This window comes from Limnoglobus roseus (assembly GCF_008254045.1).
In the GTDB taxonomy this organism is placed as follows: Bacteria; Planctomycetota; Planctomycetia; order Gemmatales; family Gemmataceae; genus Limnoglobus; species Limnoglobus roseus.
The window spans coordinates 6,864,762-6,884,602 of the sequence record NZ_CP042425.1 but is presented as its reverse complement, the minus strand read 5'-3'; the positions used below and the strand labels follow the sequence as shown (position 1 = coordinate 6,884,602).

Annotated in this window: 18 protein-coding genes; 8 read left to right on the top strand and 10 right to left on the bottom strand. The window is 63.9% G+C overall.

Features of this window, described 5'->3' with window-relative positions; genetic code table 11:
* Positions 1 to 119: 119 nt before the first annotated feature.
* From rlmN to PX52LOC_RS29360, 3 genes are read left to right on the top strand one after another with little or no spacing between them, the layout of a single operon-like run.
* Positions 120 to 1,289 carry a 23S rRNA (adenine(2503)-C(2))-methyltransferase RlmN gene (gene rlmN, locus PX52LOC_RS29370; protein WP_149113426.1) on the top strand — a complete coding sequence of 390 codons (1,170 nt, stop codon included), beginning with the start codon at positions 120 to 122 and terminating at the stop codon, positions 1,287 to 1,289.
* A gap of 28 nt (positions 1,290 to 1,317) precedes the next feature.
* Entirely contained in the window at positions 1,318 to 1,941 is a 624-nt protein-coding gene (locus tag PX52LOC_RS29365) for an RNA polymerase sigma factor (RefSeq protein ID WP_246173497.1), read from the top strand.
* 5 nt (positions 1,942 to 1,946) lie between these two features.
* Positions 1,947 to 3,596, top strand: coding sequence for an anti-sigma factor family protein (locus tag PX52LOC_RS29360; RefSeq protein WP_149113424.1), 1,650 nt, complete (start codon positions 1,947 to 1,949; stop codon positions 3,594 to 3,596).
* Here PX52LOC_RS29360 and PX52LOC_RS29355 read toward each other — a convergent pair whose 3' ends face one another.
* From PX52LOC_RS29355 to rsfS, 6 genes are all read right to left on the bottom strand, one after another.
* Positions 3,597 to 4,457, bottom strand: coding sequence for a fumarylacetoacetate hydrolase family protein (locus PX52LOC_RS29355; protein ID WP_149113423.1), 861 nt, complete (start codon positions 4,455 to 4,457; stop codon positions 3,597 to 3,599).
* A 31-nt stretch (positions 4,458 to 4,488) separates the two neighbouring features.
* Positions 4,489 to 5,550, bottom strand: coding sequence for a GTPase (locus PX52LOC_RS29350; protein ID WP_149113422.1), 1,062 nt, complete (start codon positions 5,548 to 5,550; stop codon positions 4,489 to 4,491).
* Positions 5,547 to 6,284, bottom strand: a complete 738-nt coding sequence (locus PX52LOC_RS29345; RefSeq protein WP_149113421.1) for a type III pantothenate kinase — start codon at positions 6,282 to 6,284, stop codon at positions 5,547 to 5,549. Before PX52LOC_RS29345 ends, PX52LOC_RS29350 begins: the two co-directional genes overlap by 4 nt.
* Complete coding sequence (gene obgE / locus PX52LOC_RS29340; protein ID WP_149113420.1) at positions 6,281 to 7,360, bottom strand: GTPase ObgE; 1,080 nt, start codon at positions 7,358 to 7,360, stop codon at positions 6,281 to 6,283. Before obgE ends, PX52LOC_RS29345 begins: the two co-directional genes overlap by 4 nt.
* Positions 7,361 to 7,368: 8 nt before the next feature.
* Positions 7,369 to 9,174, bottom strand: a complete 1,806-nt coding sequence (argS, locus tag PX52LOC_RS29335) for an arginine--tRNA ligase (protein ID WP_168219278.1) — start codon at positions 9,172 to 9,174, stop codon at positions 7,369 to 7,371.
* Positions 9,175 to 9,313: 139 nt separating this feature from the next.
* Positions 9,314 to 9,742: a ribosome silencing factor gene (gene rsfS, locus PX52LOC_RS29330; RefSeq protein WP_246173496.1), complete on the bottom strand. Its 429-nt coding sequence runs from the start codon at positions 9,740 to 9,742 to the stop codon at positions 9,314 to 9,316.
* A 345-nt stretch (positions 9,743 to 10,087) separates the two neighbouring features.
* Here rsfS and PX52LOC_RS29325 point away from each other — a divergent pair, with 345 nt between their 5' ends.
* A complete protein-coding gene (locus PX52LOC_RS29325; RefSeq protein WP_149113418.1) occupies positions 10,088 to 11,074 on the top strand; it encodes a phosphoglycerate dehydrogenase in 987 nt (328 codons plus the stop codon).
* Between the two features lie 9 nt (positions 11,075 to 11,083).
* Here the strand turns inward: PX52LOC_RS29325 and PX52LOC_RS29320 are convergent, their stop codons facing one another.
* The gene (locus PX52LOC_RS29320) at positions 11,084 to 12,163 is read right to left on the bottom strand and encodes an NAD(P)/FAD-dependent oxidoreductase (RefSeq protein ID WP_149113417.1); all 1,080 of its coding nucleotides are present in this window, start codon (positions 12,161 to 12,163) and stop codon (positions 11,084 to 11,086) included.
* Positions 12,164 to 12,265: 102 nt separating this feature from the next.
* On the opposite strand from PX52LOC_RS29320, the gene argA reads away from it, so the two are divergent.
* From argA to PX52LOC_RS29300, 4 genes are all read left to right on the top strand, one after another.
* Positions 12,266 to 13,558 (top strand): amino-acid N-acetyltransferase, encoded by a 1,293-nt coding sequence (gene argA / locus PX52LOC_RS29315; protein ID WP_149113416.1) that lies wholly within the window; start codon positions 12,266 to 12,268, stop codon positions 13,556 to 13,558.
* 155 nt (positions 13,559 to 13,713) lie between these two features.
* A complete protein-coding gene (locus tag PX52LOC_RS29310) occupies positions 13,714 to 14,052 on the top strand; it encodes a hypothetical protein (protein ID WP_149113415.1) in 339 nt (112 codons plus the stop codon).
* Positions 14,053 to 14,106: 54 nt separating this feature from the next.
* Positions 14,107 to 14,619, top strand: a complete 513-nt coding sequence (locus PX52LOC_RS29305; protein ID WP_149113414.1) for a hypothetical protein — start codon at positions 14,107 to 14,109, stop codon at positions 14,617 to 14,619.
* A 77-nt stretch (positions 14,620 to 14,696) separates the two neighbouring features.
* Positions 14,697 to 15,146 carry a GNAT family N-acetyltransferase gene (locus PX52LOC_RS29300; RefSeq protein ID WP_149113413.1) on the top strand — a complete coding sequence of 150 codons (450 nt, stop codon included), beginning with the start codon at positions 14,697 to 14,699 and terminating at the stop codon, positions 15,144 to 15,146.
* Positions 15,147 to 15,149: 3 nt separating this feature from the next.
* On the opposite strand, the gene PX52LOC_RS29295 is transcribed toward PX52LOC_RS29300, so the two are convergent.
* The 3 genes from PX52LOC_RS29295 to PX52LOC_RS29285 all read right to left on the bottom strand — a co-directional run bounded on the left by PX52LOC_RS29295 (position 15,150) and on the right by PX52LOC_RS29285 (position 18,980).
* Positions 15,150 to 15,743 carry an anthranilate synthase component II gene (locus PX52LOC_RS29295; protein WP_149113412.1) on the bottom strand — a complete coding sequence of 198 codons (594 nt, stop codon included), beginning with the start codon at positions 15,741 to 15,743 and terminating at the stop codon, positions 15,150 to 15,152.
* A gap of 144 nt (positions 15,744 to 15,887) precedes the next feature.
* A complete protein-coding gene (locus tag PX52LOC_RS29290; protein WP_149113411.1) occupies positions 15,888 to 17,561 on the bottom strand; it encodes a hypothetical protein in 1,674 nt (557 codons plus the stop codon).
* Between the two features lie 216 nt (positions 17,562 to 17,777).
* Positions 17,778 to 18,980: a hypothetical protein gene (locus tag PX52LOC_RS29285; RefSeq protein ID WP_149113410.1), complete on the bottom strand. Its 1,203-nt coding sequence runs from the start codon at positions 18,978 to 18,980 to the stop codon at positions 17,778 to 17,780.
* Positions 18,981 to 19,841: the final 861 nt, after the last annotated feature.

The following is a 19,841-nucleotide window of genomic DNA, read 5'->3' as shown; positions in this document are numbered from 1 at the left end:
AACGCGATGGCGTAGAGATGATTTCACCCCGTCGCTTCCGCTCCGAGTTCCAGAAGAAACGCCCAGAAGCACCGCCCCACCTGCTTTCCCCTTTGCCGGTCGCGGGTTAAGATGGGGGCATGTCTGCAACGCTGCCCCTGACTTTGACCGCGCCGTCGACGCCGCGACCGGCTATCCTCGATCAAACCCCGGACCAACTCCGCGCATGGCTGGCCGATCGCGGTCAACCGCCGATGCGCGTGAAGCAAATCCGCCGGTGGATTCTCCACGCGCGGGCGACCAACTTCGAGCAGATGTCGGACCTGCCGAAAAAGCTGCGGGCAGAACTGGCCGAGTCGTTCAGCGTCTTCGGCATCCAGATCGAGAAGCACCTCGCCGCCCGCGACGACACCCACAAATTGCTCGTCCGCTTGGCCGATGGCCCCATGGTCGAGTGCGTGCTGATTCAGGACGACGGTCGCGCGACGGCGTGCGTCAGCACCCAGGTCGGCTGCGGTATGGGGTGCGTCTTCTGCGCCAGTGGCCTGAACGGCATGGTCCGGAACCTCACCGTCGGCGAGATCGTCGAGCAACTCGTGCTGCTTCGTAACCTCACGGTCGAACCGGACGGACAACCGCAATACGGCGTGACCGGGCAGTTGGCCACGCGGTTGACGCACATCGTCGTCATGGGCATGGGCGAGCCGCTCGCGAACCTCGACAACCTTCTCTCCGCACTCTTGGTCGCCGGGGCGAAGGACGGCCTCGACATTGGCGCGCGGCACATCACGATCTCCACCGTCGGCTTGCCGGCCAAGATTCGGCAACTCGCGGAAACCGGCAAGCAGTACCACCTTGCCGTGTCCCTGCACGCCCCGAACGATGCTCTCCGCACCGAGATCGTCCCTACGAACAACAAGACCGGCATTCCCGCCATCCTCGCGGCCAGTGACGAGTTCTACGCCAAGACCGGCCGGCAAGTGACCTTCGAGTACGTCGTTCTCGGCCAACTGAACGACCAACTCGTCCACGCGAGGCAACTCGTCACCTTGTTGAAGGGCCGTAAGGCGCACGTGAACCTGATCCCCTGGAACGACGTGGAAGGGCTGACCTACCGCCGCCCGCGGGACGAGGACTTGAACGCTTTCATCGACGAACTGCGCAACAACGGCATCAGCGTGAAGGTCCGCAAGCGGAAAGGCTCCGAGATCGACGCCGCGTGCGGCCAACTGCGGCGACAGGCCGAGGCGGATGCCGTGAAGCAGGCCGCGACGCCCGAACCTTCCGTGACCCTCCCGACGGCCCCTTGACCCTATGACCGGCCAAACGAGTGCGATCATGGCCGTCCGCGACCCGGACGTCCGCCTGATGCTCCGGGTCCGGGACCGGGACGATCAAGCCGCTTTCGCCGAACTCGTGGCGCGGTTCCAGCACCGCCTCGTCGGCATCATGCACCACATCGTCGGCAACAAGGAAGAGGCCGAGGACCTGGCCCAGGAAGTGTTTCTCCGCGTCTTCCGCACGCGGGCGAAGTACACGCCGAAGGCGAAGTTCAGCACGTGGCTGTTCACCATCGCCAACAACCTCGCCCTGAACGCCCTCCGCGACCGCTACCGGCGGTTGCAGTTGCCGCTGGAACTCCGGGACTCGGGGTCGCTCGCGCAGCGGCCGCACGTGCCGCTCGCCGCCCACCGGGACGCGCCGCCGACACAGAACCTCCAGGACCGCGAGCTGGCCGATGTGGTCCGGCGGGCGATGGACGACCTGAACGAACGGCAGCGCGTGGCCGTCGTGCTGAATAAGTTCGAGGACATGGGATACGCCGAGATCGCCGAGGTGATGGGCCTGACGGCGAAGGCGGTGAAGTCGTTGCTCTGCCGCGCGCGGGAAAAGCTCCGCGAGGCCCTGCAAGCGTACATCTACATGGACCGCGAACCTCCCGCCGCGCCGGTGGAGGAGTGAGAGGCATGTCGACGCCAGCCACGCCCGAACCGGAGGACGAAGACCTCGTTGCGTACCTGGACGGGGAACTCGGCGACGCCGAGTCGCACGCCGTCGAGTCGAAGTTGGCGGCCGACGAGGAGGCCCGTCGCAAGGCCGAGCGGCTTCAGAAGACCTTCGATCTGCTCGATTACCTGCCGAAGACGGAGCCGTCGCCCCACTTCGCCAGCCGCACCCTCACCCAGATCAACCCGCTCGCGGCGGCACCCGCACCGCCCGCAGCTGACGCGCGGCCATCCTCCTCGCAACCCGCTCCAGTGTTCGCCCCGTCGGGGCAGAGTCAGCCCTTCCCACCCGCCCGGTCCGGCGGCTGGAAAGTGGCTCCGTGGTTCGCGGCCCTTCTGATTTCCGCGGCCGGGGGGTACTTCTTCCACCTACTCGCGAAGCCGCACCTGGAAGCCCTGGCCCCGGCGAGGCGGACGAGCGAGCAGGTCCGACTCCTCGAACGCCTTCCCCTCTTTCTCGGGGCCGACGATCTCGATTTCGTGAAGCAACTCGACCACCCCGATTTCTTCGGCGAGACGGACCACGACGACGGCCGCGCGAGTGCCGAGACGTGGACCTCGGCCGAGTTGGTGCAGTTGGAAAATCTCTTTAAGGACTTCCCGCCGGCCCGGCAGCAGCAACTCCGCAAACTCGACGAGGAACTCGCCCAACAAGACTCTGTCGGCCAGGCGCACCTCTTGGCCGTGCTGGAGCGGTACGCCATCTGGCTGGACCGACTGCCGGACAACTACCGTCGGGAAGTCTTAATCGCGCCGGCGGCGGTGGAGCGGCTGGACGTGATCCGCGTCGTCAAGGCGCGGCTTTGGCGGGAAAGCCTGCCGGCCGCGGTCCGCGATCGTATCCAGCAGGCCGAGGGCCCGGCTCGCGAGCAACTCATCGCCGACCGCAAGCAACAAGACTCGAAGCGGAAACTGCTCTGGGACTTGGCCAAGCAAGAGTGGGCGAGCATCCGCGCCGACCGCCGGCCGTGGCCGTTCGAGAACGAGGCGTTGACGAAGCAGGTCGAGGAGTACGTGGACAAGACCCTCAAGCCGCGGTTGACCAACCCCGAGCGGGCCGATCTGGAACAAATCCGGAAGGAAGTGGCGGCCAGTCCCGATTGGATCAAGTGGTACGCCTACGGCAACGTCATCACGCGGATGATCGACCTGCACCCAATGTACCCGGAGGCGGCGAGCGGGAAGGTGGTGAAGACGGCGAGCGATCTGCCGAAGCCGTTCCTGATGCAACTCGCCAAGAACGGCGGCCTGGCCCGGCGACAACTGGTCAACCACCCCGCCAGCGGTAAGTGGCCCGACTTTGCCGAGGCGGTGTGGAAAGAGGCGAACGAGTTGAAAGTCCCGATCCCGTCGAGCGTCACTCTGGGGCCGAACAAGCCCGCCGAGTACGTGCCGGCGGTCCGGGAGTTTCTTGAAAACGACCTCTCGCGGCGACTGACGAAGCCGGAACGAGACGAGTTGTCCAAACTCGAATCGGGAGCCTGGCCGGACCATTCGCGGAAAGTTTTGGACCTGGCGAAGAAATACGACCTGACGGTGCCGGGCGTGTCGCTGCCCGGCGAGGCGGCGAAGTGGGATCAGGTCTACCGCAACCGCCCCGCCCGCCGGTGATTATTCGCCGACCGGGTTCGTCAGCGTGCCGATGCCGTCGATGGTGATGGATACCACGTCGCCGGGCCGCAGCGTGAAGGCGTCGGGCGGGACGATGCCGGTGCCGGTCATCAAGAGTACGCCGTGCGGGAATTCGTTCTCCTTGCCGAGCCACTCGACGAGGCTTTTCGGCGTGCGGGCCATCATGTCGAGGCTCGTCTTCCCCTCGTATGCGACCTCATTTTCTCGCCGGATCACGAGGCGGATTTCTTTCTGTTCCAGGTCCTTCATAGCCGCGAGGGGCGTAATCACCGGGCCGAGTGCACACGACTTCGCGTAGATCTTGGCCTGCGGCAGATAGAGGGGGTTCTCGCCCTCGATGTCGCGGGCGCTCACGTCGTTGCCGACGGTGTAGCCGACGATCCTCATGTCCGCGGACACCACGAGCGTCAGTTCCGGTTCGGGCACGCTCCAGGTGCTGTCGGCCCGCACGCGGATCGGATCGCCGGGGTGGACGACGCGCTCGGGCGTGGCCTTCATGAACAGTTCCGGCCGGTCGGCCGAGTAGACCTTGTCGTAGAATTGGGCCGCCCCGGCCGACTCTTCCTGACGGGCGATCTTGCTCCGCTTGTACGTCACGCCGGCGGCCCAGATTTCCTGGCGGTCGATCGGGGCGAGGTACTGAAGGCCGGCCGCCGGTTCCGGCGAAATGGCCGGATCGACCAACCCGCGGGCCGTCTCACACGGGTTCGGCAGCGCGAGCAAGTCGGCTAGACACCGCACCGTCGGGTGCCGCGACACGCTGAGGGGGAAGGCGGTGTCGCCTTCGATCATCACGACCGTCACCGCGCCGCTAGGCCGCCGCACTTTGCCGAATCGCATCGCACACCTCAAGAGAGAGTTTCCGCCTGTCTTACGACGCGACGACACCCGCGAGGAGGGGCAGGCCGTTGGCGGGGTCGTTGTTCGCGGCCTGAACGATGTCCGCAAGGGCCGGCGTGTAGGGAACGCCCTCGCCCGGCTGCGGAGGAAAGGGCACGAGTCGCGCGACAATTTCAGCGATCAGCGCCGCGATGCCTTCGCCACTCGTCGCGGAGATTCGGGGCAGGTCGTCGGGTAACGCGGTTGCGGTTGGTTGATCGGCCTTGTTCACGACCATCACCCGCCGCGTGGGATCGCCGTCGGTCTCACCAGGCCACACGGCATGGACGTCCGATCCGTCGAGAAGCCACACGATCAGATCGGCCTCGCGCAAAAACCGGCGGGCGAGGTCGATGCCGCTGGCTTCGAGGCTTTCCGCAGCCACTCGCAACCCGGCGGTGTCGGCGAGTTCCACCGGCCAGCCGTCGAGGGCGGCGAAGGTCGTGACGACATCCCGCGTCGTCCCGGCGACCGGGGACGTAATGCTCCGCTGATACCCGGCAATCGCGTTGACCAGGGAACTCTTCCCGACGTTGGGTGCGCCGGCAATGACGACCTTCCAGGGGGCAATCAGATGTCGGCCGACCGACCCGAGGGCCGCAAGTCGGGCGAGCTTCGCGGGGGAAGGGGAGGCGAGCAGATCGCGCACTCTCCGCTCGAACGCCCCGTGACACTGGTCGAGCAGAACACCGGCCGTGCGGACGGTGGGGGCTTGTTCCAGGAGGGACCAAGGCGACTCATCCGACCGCGGTTGCGGCATCACTCCTTGTTGCGAGAAGAGGTTCGTCACCCACTGAACGACCCGCCGGCCGCCGTGCGAGTGAATTTCGAGAATCGGTGGGTCCAACTGCCGGACTCCGACGACGACTTCGTCGCCGGCCGCTTCGCCCAACCGGCCGAACCAGACGCGGTGAAGAACTGGCTGCGGTGGGAGCGGCTTTCCGCCCGCCGGGTGGAACAACGAGCGAACGACATCCCACGCTTGCGGGCCGGCCACTTCCAGGGTTGCGATGGCCCCCGTACCGGGCGGTGTGAGCAGCCGCTGTGTGGTCACGGCAGCGATTCCACGGCGAGGCGAATGCCTTCAAGGGTGAGGAGCGGGGCGAGTTCGAGAGGCGGCTGGATCAGGTCCGCGAGCAAGGCGGCGTCGCCGCCCGTGAGTACGACCTTGAGACTCGACGTGTTGAAGACGCTCTGGTACATTCCGCGGGCGCTGTTCACTGCCCCCGCGATCGCCAGATGGATGCCGTTGCGGATAGCCTCGGTCGTGTTCTGACCGGGGTAGACGGTCAACGGCTCGTCGAACGACACTTCCGGGAGGGCCGCCGTGCCGGTCGCCAACGACTTGGCCATCAACTGAAAGCCGGGGAGGATGGACCCGCCGCCAAACTCGCCGGCCTTCGTGATGTAGTTGATGACGACGGCGGTGCCGGCCTGCACAACGAGCAGCGGACCGGGGCCGTATAATTCGCGGGCCGCGAGAGAGGAACACAAGCGGTCCAGTCCGACCGAGCCGGGTTGACGAACTGTGTTCGGGATCGGAATTTGTCGGTAGTCCGAGAGGACGTTGGCGGTGTCGCCGCGGGCCTCGATCCAGCGGCGGAACTGTTCCAACTTCGGTGGGTTTACGTTCACGATCGCCCACGCCACAGAGCCGGAGTCACCGATCTCGCGGTCCCACTCCGCCGGATCGGCACCGAGCGAAGAGATGCGTTCGACGCGGCCGGACTTACACCAGCCCCATTTGATGCGGGTGTTGCCGATGTCCACGACGACATCCGGCGTCACGGCAAAACCTCGTCGCCGGTGCGAATGGCCTTCTCGGTCGAGAACTCGATCGGCTTCCGGCGGGCGGCTTCTTCGGCCTCCTCGCGCTTCAGGTCCGCAATCGTTTGGGCCACGCGGCCGACGACTTGCGCCAACCCCTGGCCGGTCACGGACGACATCAGCAGTACGTCCAGGTTCAGTTCCTTGGCCAAACGCTCTTTCACTTCTTCGGAGCCGGTCAGTTCGGCCTTGCTCACGCAGACGATCTCCGGCTTCTCGGCGAGCGGCATGCTGTAGAGGCTGAGTTCCTTGCGGATGGTGCGGTAGTTCTGAACCGCGTCACTGCCGTCGGTCGGGAACGGTTCGACGAGGTGAACTAGTACGCGAGTGCGTTCGACGTGCCGCAGGAACTCGTGGCCGAGGCCAACGCCCTGCGCGGCCCCCTCGATCAGTCCCGGCAGGTCGGCGAGAACGAAGGCGGCGTCGCCGCTGATGTTCACAATGCCGAGGTTCGGGATCTTCGTGGTAAACGGGTAGTCGGCGATTTCCGGCGTCGCCCGACTCAGCCGCGAGAGCAAAGTCGACTTCCCCGCGTTCGGGAAGCCGATGAGGCCGGCGTCCGCGATGACCTTCAGTTCGAGCGAAATCCACCGCTCCTCGCCGTCGTCGCCCGGCCCGAACTGCCGAGGCGTGCGGTTGGTCGAAGTTGCGTAATACTTGTTCCCGCGGCCGCCCTTGCCGCCTTGCCCGACCGTGACTTCGTCGCCGACGTTGACCAGGTCTTTAAGAATATTCCCGCGGTCGCGGTCGCGCACGATCGTGCCCGGCGGGACAGGGATAATCAGGTCGTGCGCGTCTTTGCCAGCGCAGAGCGATCCGCCGCCGGGTTCACCGGGTTTGGCCTTCCAGTGTTTCTTGGTCGTCAGCGGGGCGAGGTTATCGGCGTTCGCGACCGCCCGCACGATGACCGACCCGCCGTCGCCGCCATCGCCGCCGTCCGGCCCACCGCGCGGCACGTACTTCTCCCGCCGGAACGAGACCATGCCCCGCCCGCCGTCACCGCCCCGCACGAACAATTCCACGCGATCCACGAACATGATTGACCTTACATCCGCTCCACGGTGCGAATGCCTAACAGGTTGAGAACTTGTCGAATGACCCGCGCGACGAGATCGACCAACACCAGCCGGCTGTCGCGCAGTTCCGGCGTCTCGGCTTTCAGCACCTGGCAGGCTTCGAAGAAGACGCTGTACGCCTTCGCCAGATCCCACAGGTAGCCGGTGAGATGGTGCGGCAGATACTCCGTCGCCGCCGATTCGATGGCTTCGGGCAGTTTCAGAAGTTGTACGACCAACGCCCGCTCCTGAGGCGTGGTGATGACGACCGCCGGCAACTTCGCATGAAACGCGGTCTCGTCGATCTCGCCCTTACGGAAGATGCTCCGGCAACGGGCGTAGGCGTACTGCATGTACGTGGCCGTGTTGCCTTCAAGGGCGAGCATTTTGTCGTAGTCAAAGATGTAATCGCTCGTCCGGTTGCCGCTCAGGTCGGCGTACTTGACCGCCCCGTAACCCACCGTCTCGGCAATCTCCCGCTTCACCGCCGGGGATAGTTCCGCAACCTCGTGCCCGTGAGTCGTTCGCTCGGCGTAGCTCGCCTCGTAGCCCTGTAACCCCAACTTGGCCGCCTCATCGAGAAGGGCGGAGAGTTCCACCGTGCCGCCGTCGCGGGTCCGGTAAGGCTTCTTGTCACGGCCGAGGATCGAACCGAAGGCGATGTGCTGGAATTCGGTGTTGTCGTACCCCCACCGCTTCGCGTTCGCGAACAGCGTCTTGAAGTGCAACGCTTGCCGGGCGTCCACGACGTAGAGCATCGCGTCCGGCTTCCAGGTGTCGGCCCGATACTTGATCGTTGCGAGGTCGGTCGTGGTGTAAGTAAACGCGCCGTCCCGTTTGCGGATCAGGGCAGGGGGTTCTTCCTTCGCCTGCTGTTCGTCATTCTGCGGCACCACGCCCTTCGCGTTCGGCACGACGACCGCACCTTTACTCTCGACAGCGATTCCCTTCGCCAACAAGTCATCGACAACGGCCGCGAGCATTGGGTTGTAGAAACTCTCGCCGAGGGCGTGGTCGATCTTCACGTCGAGGCGGTCGTAAATCGGCCGGAGCATTTCCAGGCAAGCCGGCATGAACTTCTTCCACAGGCCGACGTTCTCTTCGCCCCCAGCGTGCAACTTCGCCGTTTCAGCCCGGCACGCTTCCATCACCTCGCCGCCGCCCTCGTCTTCCTCGCCCGTCACCTTTGCGAGATTTCGAACGTGGATGTAGAGGCGCGCGAGTTCCTTGACCGGATCGACCTGGAACGCCGCTTCATCGCGGTGGTGCTTGTAGCCGTAGATGAGAATGCCGAACTGCGTGCCCCAGTCGCCGAGGTGGTTGTCGCCGATGACGGTGTGGCCGCAGAACCGCAGGATGCGGACAAGGGCATCGCCGATGATCGTACTACGGAGGTGGCCGACGTGCAGCGGCTTCGCGACGTTCGGGCCGCTGTAGTCAATCACGAACGTCCGAAGTTTGGCGGCCGGCGTGACCCCGAGGCGGGTGTCTTGCGCGATCTGCCGAACACGGTCCGCGAGGTACGCTGATTTCAGTTTCAGGTTGATGAAGCCCGGCCCGGCCACGGTCGCGGATTCGAGCCATTCGTTCGGCGGCAGTTTGGCGATGATCGCTTTCGCCACGTCCTGCGGCTTCTGGCCGAGGGCTTTGCCGAGGGCCATCGCGAAATTCGCCTGGTAGTCGCCATGATCAGCGTTCGCGGCCGGCTTAATCATCGCCAGGTAGTCGGGAACCTTCGCGCGGTCGGCGGCCAACTCCGTGAGGATTGGCTCGAACAGTTCCCGAAACGCACTCACCAGACTCATCGACGGTCCCCAAAAAACGACTGTCGGCTTGAGGATTCCCAGGGAAGGGAGATCGTCAAGCCGACAGAGTGATTCTACGAACCCGCTCGGGGTTCGGACGATTGTTTTTCCGACGGCAGGGAGGTCAACCTCAGTCGATTTCCTGCTGCCAGTCGATCACCTTCGCGTCCGACCAGACATCTTCCAGGCGGTAATAGTCCCGCGTGTCAGCGTCGAACACGTGAACGAGAACGTCGCCGTAGTCCTGAATCACCCACTTACTCGCCTCATAGCCGTTGATGCCCGCTCGCGTGTCACCGACCGCGCGGAGGGCGGCGTCGACCTCCTCGACGATCGTGTGGACTTGCCGACGGCTGTTGCCGGTGGCGATCACGAAGTAGTCGAACTCCGTGGTAATCGCTCGCAAGTCCAACACCGCGACTTTGTCGCCCTTGTTTTCGGCGGCAATCTTTGCAGCAACACACGCCCTTTGCAGGGCGTCGGGAAGGGGGGGGCGAAAGGCAGCCGGGGCGATCGCGGCCCCGAACGCGGAGTGCATGGGAAAAGCGACGCTGTTCAAGTGGCCTCCTCGGGTGATGGTAACCATCCGGAGGGCCGTCGGAAGCAAGGCAAATCAGTGGTACGATTCGCTCTTTGCGTGGGACCTACCCCCGGTGAACAGGAAAAGATACGGATTCGTCAACAGGAGGGAAACAAGAACTTCCCTTACCTATTCCGAATCATCGACCCCGTCCGTCCAAAAATCAACAGGCAATTTCGAAATCTCCCATTGTCCCCGCTCTACGGCGTCGTACAGCCGGACAAATAGACACGACCCGTGTCGGGAATCGACACTCCCCGGCCACGCGGGTTCGGGGTTGGTATGTTGAATTTCAGTATCCTCCTCAATCTCCACCGTGCTGCCATGAATCGCGTTCTCATCGGGCCGACGCCGCTCCGGGAAGTCCCTCACTGCTTCGTTCCCGTGCTGGAACAGGCCGGCCTCGTGCCGGTGTACGGGCCGGTCACCCCGAAGTATTCGGAAGCTCAGGTGGCGGAACTTCTGCCCGGATGCGTGGCCTCCCTGGCTGGCTCCGAGCCGTACACCCCAGCGATTATTGAGGCGGCGGCGAAGCAGGGGCTGAAAGTCATTGCCCGGGCGGGGGTCGGCTACGACGAAGTCAACGTCCCGGCCGCGACGAAGCACGGCGTCGCCGTCACCATCGCGGCCGGATCGAATCAACTCGCCGTGGCCGAGCACACGTTCCTGCTGATCCTGGCGCTGGCCCGGAAACTGATCCCACAGCACCACGAGACGAAGACCGGCATGTGGCCGCGGAAGGCCAACGAGCCGATTCGCGGCCGTACTTTGGGCGTTGTCGGTGTTGGCCGGATCGGTCGCGAAGTCGTTCGCCTCGGCCGTGCGTTCGGCATGAACGTCGTGGCATCGGAAATCCTCCCGGATCACGCTTTCCTCGCCAAACACGAGACGAAACTGGTTTCGACGGACGAAGTCTTCGCGACTGCGGATTACATCACGCTCCACACGCCGCTGACCCCGTTGACGGATCATATCGTCAACGCCCGGACCCTCGGCCTCATGAAGCCGACAGCGTTCTTGGTCAACACTTCGCGCGGCCCGGTCGTTGACGAATCGGCCCTACTCACGACATTGACCGCCAAGAAGATTGCCGGTGCGGCCCTAGACGTGTTCGAACACGAACCAGCGAAGACGAACCCGCTCTTCGGCCTCGACAACGTCGTTCTAACGGCCCACACCGCCGGCGTGGACACGCGCAGCATTCAAGACATGGGGCACTACGCGGCCCTCGCCATCGTGAAGTTGCTGGCGAAGGAATGGCCGGACGAGTGGGTGATGAACCCGGAAGTGCGGGAGCACTTCCGGAAGTAAAACTCGCGATCAGATCAGCCCGTGGTGGCCGAGGAATCGCTCGGCGTCCAGGGCCGCCATGCACCCCGTACCGGCGGCCGAGATGGCTTGCCGGTAGTAGTCATCGGCCACGTCGCCGGCGGCGAACACGCCCTCGACGCTCGTGTACGTCCGGGCGACCGTCGTCCACTTCAGATAGCCCGACGAGTTGAGTTCTACCTGCCCGTCGAGGAACCCGACGTTCGGCGTATGGCCGATCGCGCAGAACATGCCGGACACCGGGAGTGTCTCCGTCGCCCCGGTCTTGTTGTTCTTGACCTTCACGCCGGTCACGCCGACGCGGGGGTTGTCGTCGCCGAGGACTTCTTCGACGACGGTGTTCCAGTGGATGTTGATCTTCGGGTGAGCGGCCGTGCGGTCGGCCATGATTTTGCTCGCCCGGAACACGTCCCGGCGGACGAGCAGGTGAATCTTGCTGGCGAACTTCGTCAGGTACACGGCCTCTTCGCAAGCCGTGTCACCGGCACCGATCACGGCGAGCGGCTTCTCTTTGAATCGCGGTAAAAATCCATCGCACACGGCGCACGCCGAGACGCCCTTGTTCTTGAACCGATCTTCGCTCGGCAGGCCGAGGTAGTTCGCCCGTGCGCCGGTCGCGATAATCAGCGTGTGGGTTTGAAGCGACTCGCCGTCGTGCGTCGTCAGGGTGAACGGCCGCTTGCTCAAATCGACTTTGACCACGTCCTTCGACTCGATCCGCGTGCCGAAGTTGACCGCCTGCTGCCGCATGAGGGCCATCAGTTCCGGGCCGTTGATGCCGTGCGAGGGCTGCTCCTTCTTGGGGTCGTTGACCCACAGCGGGAAGTCGACATCGTCTTCTTTCAAGGCCGTCTTCAGATACGCTCGCGTGTCGCCAGCCGGCCAGCTCGGGAAGTTTTCCACTTCTGTCGTCAGGGCGAGTTGGCCGAGGGGGAGCGTACCGTTCTGCCGGTTCTTGTCGTCGTAGGGGTTTCCCTGGATCACGAGAGGCTTGAGTTGGGCTCGGGCCGCGTAAATGGCCGCCGTCCACGCCGCGGGGCCGGAACCGATGATGACTACGTTTTCGGGCATTACGGACGCTCCTGTTCAGATTCGTTTCGCCTGACTACTCCACCGAGTGTCGGTCGTTATATTCTAGTCAGGTGTTCGCGTGAACGAGGAACCACCGCTGCCATGTCCGAGCTGACCAACCTGCGCGAGATTCTCCGGTACGTCCCGCGCTTCCGCGACCGGGCGTTCGTCATCGCGATCGACGGCGCGGTCGTGGAGGACGACAACTTCCCGAACCTCCTTCTCGACATTGCGCTCCTCCGCAGCCTGAGCATTCGCGTCGCGCTCGTCCACGGGGCCGCCCACCAGATTCGCCGGTACGCGGCTCAGTTGAACGTCCAGCCCTCGGACATCGACGGTACCGGCGTGACCGACGCCGAGACGTTGAACATCGCAATCACCGCCGCCAACCGGGTGACGCACGAAATCCTCGAAGGGCTGTCGGTCCACGACCTCCGCGGGGCTTGCCCGAACGCGATCGTCGCGCACCCGGCCGGGATTCTCAGCGGCATCGATCGCAAGTTCACCGGGCGGGTCGAGCGGGTGGACGTGCCGCTGCTCGCGACGTTAATGGAACACGACATCATCCCCGTCATCCCGCCCATCGGTTGCGACGGCGTGGGGCACTCCTATCGGCTGAATTCCGACGCGGTCGCGGTCGAGATCGCCAAGAGCTTGCAGGCGGTGAAGTTGATTTACCTCTCCACGGAAGACGGCGTGAAGGGGCCGGAGGGGGTTATCCGTCAGATGACCGTCGAGGACGCGGACGCCTTTCTGAAACGCAACCAGAAAGACCTGCCCGCTCAGATCGTGACGAAACTCGTCCACGCCGTTCGCGCCGGCAAGGACGGTATCGAGCGCGTCCACATCATCGACGGCCGACAGGAAAAGGGCTTGCTGAGCGAGGTCTTCTCGAACGAGGGCGTCGGCACGCTGATCTACACGAACGAGTACCAGTCGATCCGCCCGGCCATGAAGAAGGACATCCGCCCGATCTTCAGCCTCATCCGACAAGGGATGCAGACCGAGGAACTAATGAAGCGGCCGCAGGCCGAGGTCGAGCGGAACATCGCGGATTACTTCGTCTTCGAAGTGGACAAGAACCCCGTTGCGTGCGTCGCGATGCACTCGTACCCGGAACTCGGCAAGGCCGAGATGGCCTCGATCTACGTCGACAACCGCCACGAGAACAAGGGCATCGGCGGCAAGCTCATCGCCTACGTGGAGACGCGGGCGCGGGAGCAAGGTTTCCTCGAACTGTTCTGCCTTTCCACTCAAGCGATCAACTACTTCATTCAAAAGGGCGGGTTCACCCTCGGTACGCCCGACGACCTGCCCCCCTCCCGGCGGGAGTCCTACGACAAGAGCAACCGCCGGTCGCAGGTGCTCATCAAGAAACTTCAGCCCCCCGCCTGACATTTTGACGGCAAAGGTCGGGTCGTGCCGAGGGTTCGATACGGACGGCGTCGCGGCCCCGCCGTGTGGTTCGCTTGCCCAACTTCGCAGACTCCGCCGATTCCCGCCGTGCCGATAGCTACCTCACATCATCGTGATTGGGATGGAGGAGCGCCATGTCAACTTTCCTAGTGCTACCACCGCGCGAATTACTGGAACACGCGGTGACGGAATTTGTCAACCGCCTGATGCCGGGCTTGCCGAAGCCGCTCGGGCTGGCGGACGTGCTGCTCGCGCACGTCGTCGCCGGGCTGCCCCGGCACGAGCAGGCGTTCGTGATTTACCGCGAAGAGTTGCCCGACGGGGCCGACACCGCCAGCGTCTTGCAAGAGGCGTTCGGAGCCGAGCCGGGGGACCGCGTTCTGGAAATCGGCCCGCCCCGGAACCTCGCCCCGGCGAGCCTGAAAGAGACGTTCATCGTCGGAACTGTGTCCGCGTTGCCGGCGGCGCGATAAAATGATCGAGTAGCAACAACCCTGCGAAAGATCGCCGCAACCCTTCGAAGTGACATGAACACCACCGACCCCGCTCCCGACGACTCGCACTGGTCCTCGCTGGCCCACGAACTCGGCCTCGATTCGGAGACCCCGCCGGCCGCCCCGGAACCGCAGCCGACACCGGTCGAAATTTCGCACCACCACGCCTCGCACCACCACGCCGACCTGCCCGACGCGGCTGACGAAGAAGACACGATGCTGGAACCCGTCTTGAGTGCGGAACCCGTCGCCGAGCCTGCCGAGGGGGAAGAGGGCACCGGCGACGAGCAAACGGATGAGGGCGGGAAGCGTCGCCGTCGCCGTCGCCGTCGCCGTCGGAAGGGTGGCCCGGAAGTGGCTGGGGCAACACCGGCCGAGGGCGGGGAAGAACCGGCCGAAGAAGGCTTCGCCGAGGAAGAAGAACCCGCGACGGTCGCCAGCACGGGCGAAACCCCGTCGCACGACGCGATGCGGGACGTGGTCGCGAATTGGAACGTGCCGAGTTGGGACGAACTCATCGGCGGTCTCTACCGTCCCGGCAACTGACCGCTCGACCCGCGTCGGTGCCCGTTCAATCCCGAAACCGCAGGCCCACGCCTGCGGTTCCACTGCGGAGGCTCGCGATGACCGAGACTGTCATTGAACCGGCGGGACCGGACGAGTTACCGCAGATCGTCGAGATGTTCAACCAAATCTTCCGCCCGACGCGGACGGTGGAGTCGTTCCGCCGGCGCTTCCTCGGGCGGCAGAACATCCTGCAACTCATCGCCAAGTATCGCGATCAACCGGCCGGCTTCTTCCTCGGCTTCGAACTGAAGCCCGACACCTACTTCGCGTGGTTCTACGGCGTACTCCCGACGATTCGCCGCATGGGCCTGGGCGGGGAATTGATGGAAGCTGCGCAAAAGTGGGCCGCGGAGAAGGGCTACAACTCGATTCGCCTCGAGTGCTACAACCAGCAGCGGCCGATGCTCCACCTCGCCATCGAACTCGGCTACGACATTGTGGGCGTCCGGTGGGACGCGAGTCGCTCCAGCAACCTCGTCATCTTCGAGAAAGTGCTGAAGTCCTGACCGTCACCCGTCGTACCGCACCGGGGCCAAGTCCAAGAAGTTTTTGAGCAACTTCGGTCCTTCCACTGTCAGGAAGCTCTCCGGGTGGAACTGCACGCCGTGTAACGGCCACACCTTGTGCCGCACGCCCATGATCTCCCCCTCGGCCGTCCACGCCGCGATTTCGAAGTCCGGGTTGGTCCACGTCTCCCGCTTGATGACTAGCGAGTGATACCGGGTCGCGTCGAACGGGTTCGACAACCCCGCGAAGACACCTTTGTTGTCGTGGTGGATCGGCGACACCTTGCCGTGCATGATCCGCTCGTTGCGTATCACCTCGCCGCCGAAGTTGAACCCGATGCACTGGTGCCCGAGGCAGACGCCGAATATCGGCACCCGGGGGGCGAAGGCGCGCATAATGTCGTTCGAGACGCCCGCCTCCTTCGGCGTGCAGGGGCCGGGGGAAATGATGATGTGCGTAGGGTTCAGCTTCTCAACGTCGTCCACGGAGATTTGGTCGTTGCGGAAGACCCGCATCGGCAGGCGGGCGTCGAGCTCGCCGAACCGCTGAACGAGGTTGTAAGTGAACGAGTCGTAGTTGTCGATGAGCACGATCATGGTGGGCGCAGTCTCTCCCGGTGTCCTGAAATGATACGACTCACGGGACGGGGGTAAAAGCTCTCCTATCCGCCGTCGTCCGTGGGCACCAACGAAAAGCCCGCGGACATCTGTCCGCGGGCCAGTTCTTCCCGGCGAATCGCGTTACTTCTTCGCGTCCGGCGGCAACTTCGGCTCGGACGCCGCCGACGGGGCCGGCACCGAAACCGCGGCCGGTGGCGGGAGCGGGGCAACCGGCGGGGACGGCGGAACCATCGGCAGCGAGGTCGGCGACGGCGAGGTCGTGCCGGACGGCGTCAGGGCCGCCGACGGTGCGGGTGGCAGGCCGTGCGGCGTGGCGGGTTCCTCGTCGTCGAGGTAAACCTCGTCGAGTTCGACTTCGTCCACATGACGACGCATCAGCAGGTAAATCATCGTCATCGCCGACCAGAAAAAGCTGTAAGTGAAGCCGAGCATCAACATGAACAGGAGCACCAGCCAGAACGTCGTCACCCCCGCACTGGCGAAATTGTACCAGGCGTAGGTTTTCACATAGGCCTGAGCCTGCTCGGGGTACTTGTCTTCCAGCACATACCGCCGCCGGCCATTTTCAAGCGGAACCGCGACCTGCGTCTTCTCCAACGGGCTGCCGTGAAGCAGGAGTTGCTTCCAGCCGAACGATTCCGGGGCGTAGGTGAACAGGTACTCGGGCCGTTGGTTCGTCGCCTCGTTGAACGGCGTTTGCGAGATCGCCCACTTACCCAGGTAAACGCTCAGCGAGGCCACGAACACGACGACCAGCGTGACGGCCGCCCCGTAGGCGATGGCCACGAGACAGTACCAGAGGTACTGCCAAGGGGCCTGCATCACGTAGTTGTACGCCCGGCTCAGGGCGTCGAAGGTGTCGCTGCCCTCGACGCTCAGGGTCGTGTACATCAGCGGGTAGCCGATCAGGCCGACGAGCAGGACGGCCATGATGAAGCCGCCGAACAGGGCGAGCGGGACCAGCACGACGTACAGAATGTCGCCGACCAGCGGCAGCAGGGCCGGCAGGCCGAGTAAGGCCAACACGATCGTCGCGAAGGCAATCAGCCCGAGCGGCACGACCGGCGAGAGCAGGTAGGAGAGGTAGCGACTCGTCACAAAGTGAACGGCTTGGCCGAGGCTGATGCGATCCTTCCCGCTGAGCTGCACGGCCGCGATGCGGGTGATAACGCCCCCGAAGAACGCCCAGCATAGCAGGCTCCACAGGATGCACAGGAGCAGGTAAATCCGGGTGAGCGGGCTGACGTCGATGTCGAAGACCTTCACGACCGGAATCAGCAGTTTGACGAGCGGTTCGAACAAGGTTGGGGCCGACGACGAGACGAAATCGGAGATGGCGTCCTGGCGGTCGGCGGTCGAGCCGCTGATGACGGTGCTGGCCAATTCAAACGGGTTGCGGCCGCGGTATTCGTACCAGGGCATCGTGCTCAAGCGACCGTCCGGCCCGGCGAGCTCGTAGAGTTTTGCCCACTGTGCCACGTCCTTACGGTACTTCTCCGTGCCCTTGGTCCGGTAGTCGTCCGCGCTGAACTCACGGCCGTCGGGGTGTTTGGCCCCCTTGTATTCTTTTTGCAGGTACTCGACGTTGGTGTACTCTTGTGCCTCGGCGTTCGGCTTGCTGCGGTAGAAGACGCTCGACAGAAGGTACCAGCCGAGTGCAACGGCGACGATCCCCGCAGCGGCGACGAGCAGTTTGCGCGGGTCGAGGGCGACCTGAAAACAGCGGAAAATCTCGGTCCACTGATACCCGGGCCGGGTTGCCGGCAGTGTGGATCCGTCGCGCCCGTCGGCCATGCTCGCTCCCTCGCGTCTGAAACAGATACCCGGCCACCGGCGGATGACGCCCGAACTGGCCGATTCGTCTTGGGTGGTATCGTAGTCAGGCACGCACGTGCGGCAATTGGCGTTCGTTCCGAAACAACCGGAACCGGATCGCCCCGCTAGCGGCCGTTTGGCCCTCCAGCGAGGTCGATCCGTGGGGAACGCACCCTTCGGTTCCGACTCCCTCGGTTAGAAGAAGAAGCCGACGCCGAAGTTGAACATCGACACGAACCGGAACGCCTTGATGTTGTACGCCGGGTCCAGTGCCCCGAAGTCGAAGGCGATCGGCTCTTTCATGTACCGGGTTCCGAAGTACGACTGGAACGAGTACCCGGCCTGCAGTTGTACCCCTTCGATCGGGTACCACATCAGGTTGAAGTCCACGTTAGCGTTCGGAACCAACTCGAACTCGACCCGCTTGCGGCCGGCGGCCGTCGATTCGTCGCCGAGCTTGTACTTAACCTTCTCCTTGGCCACGTTCACAAGGCCTGCTGCCGAGACATCGACGCCGACGGCGAACCGCTTGCCAATGTACACCTCGTTGCCGCACCCGATCATCGGACCGTACATCCGTTGCGACAGAGTGTTCGTGTAGATGGCCACGTCCTGCGGGAACGCAATCCCGTCAATGTTCCCGGCGACGGTTCGCCAGTAGAACCGCTCCATGAACCAGGCGTAGCGAAGGCCACCGAACCCGTAGACACGGCTGTACTCGGTTTCGAACAGCGGCACTCGGGCGGCGAAGTCGCCTTGCGTGAAACTTTGTTCGAACTGAATGTCCATCGTCTGGGCACCGTTCCAGATGCCGTAGAAGTTCCCGGGCGGGAAGTTCGGGTTCAGGTCGAGCGTCGTCTTGACCGACGGCCCCGCATAGTCGGACGGGAAGTTAAACACCGCCGCCGTCAGGTACGTGTCTGCCAGGTCGGGGCGGCTCCGGAAGAAGGGCGCGGCCGGCCCGGATGCGCCGGCCGAGTACTTCTGCTTCACGGCCTGGCCAAACTTGGCGTAGACCGAGAGGCCATTGTCGAACTTGTAGCCCAAGTTGAACTGGTAGCCGGGCTGCCAACTCCGCCGGCCGAACTGGTCGGTCGTCAGGGCCGGAACCCCGCTACCCAAGTACGTCCCCGGCAAGCCGGTCAACTGGCCGACCGAATCGATCAGACCCCGGAAGGCGACGGTTTGGTCGCCGAGCCCGAACGACTGCGTGAGTATCGTAAACGATACCTGCCCGTAGAACCCGTTCTGATCGGGCTTCCCCGTCGGAATGGGTACGATGACTTCCGGCCGCCCCGGTATCGAGGAGGTCTCGGCGAAAGGCTGGGCTTGGGTTGTGGACGTCGTGGCGAGCAGTGTCACCGCGACCCAGAGTCCCCCGTACAAACTTTGGCGCATATGCCGCATCCCCCTGTCAGCCCGTCGGCAACCTGTCCCGAACGCCGGCTCCCCAACCGTGTTCCGCAGACCGTCCCGTGCGGGCGCGAATTCCGTTCCCCAACGGCGCTTCGCGCGTGTGAAGTCGCAAAGTCGGGCGAACAATAACGCCGCTTCCAGGGGGGTCAATATCAGAAAGGGCATTCCCGCACATTTCCGCGTCACTTTCGAGACATTCCTGCCAACGACTTCAGCCACGGGTTGTTACCCCTGAAAGATAGACCTGCCGGGGCAGTACACAGAGGATGGGTTGTGCCGGTTACGTTGCCAGAAAAGAGTGGCGGAAGTTCAGATTGACCCAAGTGCGGGGAATTTGGATTGACGAAGCTGCTCTTCCAAGAAATCATAACAGGAATGAATCGGATTGCGTTCCTGCCTCTCGCCAGCCGGACGGCGCAACTTCCTCCTGCCACTACTAACGTGAGGCTTCTCAATTATGTTTAAACTCGTAGTCCGGAGCCTATTTGTCGCAGCCGGCATTCTGACTGTTTCTTCTCTGGTGATTCCTCTTGTCACCCCTTCCGCCACTGCTCAGTTTCCGCAGCAGTTTCCGGGGGCCTTCCGCAATCGGACTCCGCAATTCCCCGCGCTGCCGATCCTGACAGCCAACCCGGATATCTATGGTTCCCGGATTCGTACCGCCCTTCGTCCCGGGGGCAACCAAATGCCAGCGATTTCAGGCGGTGGTACAGGTACGAACACTGGTGGTATCCAAGGGGGTAACCAAGGTGGTATCCAAGGCGGTATCGGGGGCGGCATCGGTGGTATCGGAGGTATCGGAGGCGGTATCCAAGGCGGTATCGGGGGCGGCATCGGCGGTGG